The sequence below is a fragment of the Microcoleus sp. Aus8_D2 genome, assembly GCF_036702665.1.
GTDB lineage: Bacteria > Cyanobacteriota > Cyanobacteriia > Cyanobacteriales > Microcoleaceae > Microcoleus.
Genome location: NZ_JAUBUN010000001.1, coordinates 307,488 through 310,304, shown reverse-complemented (window position 1 = coordinate 310,304; position 2,817 = coordinate 307,488). Strand labels below are relative to the sequence as shown.

1 protein-coding gene is annotated in these 2,817 nt (G+C 49.2%); it reads right to left on the bottom strand.

Features of this window, described 5'->3' with window-relative positions; all coding sequences use genetic code 11:
* Nucleotides 1–314: 314 nt before the first annotated feature.
* Entirely contained in the window at nt 315–2,342 is a 2,028-nt protein-coding gene (locus tag QUB64_RS01315; protein ID WP_333269064.1) for a ShlB/FhaC/HecB family hemolysin secretion/activation protein, read from the bottom strand.
* Nucleotides 2,343–2,817 lie beyond the last annotated feature (475 nt).

Below are 2,817 nucleotides of genomic sequence, written 5' to 3'. Positions count from 1 at the left end.
ACCAACAATCCCTAACTACCTATCGACAATTTAAGAGATCCGCACCCGATCGCAATCGTCTTATAAACAAACACCACATTGATTGTGTATCAATTTTTGTCAAAATGGTATTGGTTTGGAGTCGTAGGGTGTGGATCCACTAACAATCCCTAACTACCTATCGACAATTTAAGAGATCCGCACCCGATCGCAATCGTCTTATAAACAAACACCACTTTGATTGTGTATCATTTTTTGTCAAAATGGTATTGGTTGTTGGATGCGGACTAAAGTCCTCACTACGAACCTATTTTTTTGTTGTCGCCGAGAGAGAGTTAGAAGGGAAAATAATTAATCCGAAAGTAGATGCCTTTTTCTTGCAAAGTTCGATCGCCCGATCGAGCATTTATCAAAGGAATACCGTAGTCGAGACGCACATTTAATCGATCGCCCATTTGCCAAATTACTCCCAAACCCGCACCCAGCAGCTTATCGGAGTCAGGATTCGCTTTTTCTCTCGAATTGTTCCATCCTACCCCAAAATCGATAAATGGAGCGACTTGTAACAATCCTTTGACTTTCGGCACGCGCCACACCGGGATTCGCACCTCCGCAGATGCGATCGCACCGCTATCAGTTAACAGCAAATCTTGCCGGTATCCGCGCACGCTTTGCACGCCGCCGATCCCGATTTGTTCGAGGGACAGCAGCGGGCGATCGGCGAATTGAATGTCGGAACGCACTATGAGCAAGGTTTCCGGCGCTAGCAGCCGCACGTACTGCGCTTGTCCGCGCCACGCCAGGAAGCGACTGTCAGGCCCGCTATCGTTCGCAGTAGCCCCTAAAAAATTGGTACCGACGGAAAATTGCGATCGCGCTGCGAGCACTTGTCGGGTATTCCGCTGCACGTATTCCTGAAAAAACCGCACCGCCGAAACCCGCGTTTCACCTCGCTCGTTTGCTCCCGCTGACAGCGCAAATCTATCCCCCAACAGGAATGTGTCGCTTTCTTGGCGCGAAAGAGTCACTCCCACAGCCAAAGTGCGATCGGGCTTTTCGACAATCGGCTGGCGGTAAGTTAACTCGTAAGTCCGCGATTTCCCCTCAATTTCGGCAGCATCGAAGGGTTCTTCGATGACGTTAGTGTACGCAGCACTCGCAGCAAACCGAATCGTGGCGTTGCGCGCGTTGACGGGGACTGTGTAGCTGCCGTTGAATTCGTTGCTGCCGTCGGTGTTAGCGTAGGATAGCTCTAACCCGTCGCCCAAACCGACCAAATTTGCTTGATTGAGGCGCACGCCGCGCCGAAAACTGCCCACGCTGGGCGATCGATTGTTGTCTAGAAAAACTTCGCCGCTGAAGCTGTCTGCTTCTTTAATCCGCACTTCCAAACGGCTGTTTTCCGGGCGGCTTCCAGCTTGCAATTCTGCCGAAATATTGGCAATTAAGGGGTCGAGTTGCAGCATTTGCAAGGCTTCCAGCAGTCGCTCGCGATTCAACGGCCGCCTGGTGGCGCGCTCCAAGCGCGATCGCACGTAATTTGGATTTAAACGCCTGTTTCCACTAATCTGAATTTCATCTAATCCGCCTTCGACAATCCGAATTTTCACCACACCTCCTTCTCTGGGAAAGGTTTGGTTGGCGGGAATTACAGCGCCGGAATTGATGTATCCTGCTGTTACGTATTTTTGAGTTACAGCAGCTTCTGCTGCGATCAGTTCGGCAAAGGTGATGTCGCGCCCCGCAAACTCTTTTGTCACTTCTGCGAGTTCGCGATCGCTAAAAGCTGTGTTTCCCTCAAATTCAAACCGCGAAACCCTAATTGTACCCGGAATCCCCGGTCTCACATCGCCGGGAACGGGTGTTAGCTCCGTTGGTTGGAGGGGAGACGGCGGCGGAGGTTGCGGTGCTTTTGGTGCAGGTAATTCCGGCTCTCTCGGTTGAATTGGGTTGGGCAGTTGGCTCAGTTGCGAATCTCGATCGATACCTAAATCGGTTGTTGGGACACTAATATTTTCTTCTAGCTTTGGATCAGAGTTAGAAAGCTCAGTTTCTGGAGCATTGGTGGCGAATGCGCGATCGACAAAATTGCCAACTTCTGGCTGTAAATCGGGAGTTTCCGCAGGTTGAATTGGTGCCAAAGTCGATCGATCGGACTCAGTGGCCGGCAAGTCTTCGCGGCTGTCAAGATTCGTGTCGTTGCTTCGTAAAGGTCGATCGGCTCCGCTGCTGACTGTTGCCAAATCCTCAACATTTGAGGTCAAAATTTCAACGTTGCTCGCGGATGTTTTCGCCGGTTTTCCCAACCAAACTAACCCAAAGATTCCAGCGATTAAAAATAGTTTTAGTGCTTGACAGTTCATCTGATATAATATTATCTCGCTGATTTGGGTGAAAATATTTTAAGGAACCCGTGCACCCTAAACTTAAAATTAATTTTAACCGAAAAAAAGCCAACAGCCGTCCCTGTCGGCTGTTTCCCAACGGCTAAAAACCAAAAGCTCGATCGAGCTTTTGGTTCATCCGCCAAAACTTACGCAGCAACCGAGTGCAGATCCGCAAAAATATCATGTAGGTCGATCGCAGATTCTCAAAAAAAATCGGTTTTGGCGATCGTTTTTCCAAGGTTCGTAGTCAGGACTTTAGTCCTTCTGATTGCGGACTGAAGTCCTCACTACAAACCTATATCCCGACTCGGATTCAAGAGATTTGTCAAGGTTCGTAGTCAGGACTTTAGTCCTTCTGATTGCGGACTGAAGTTCTCACTACAAACCTATATCCCGACTCGGATTCAAGAGATTTGTCAAGGTTCGTAGTCAGGACTTTAGTCCTTCTGAT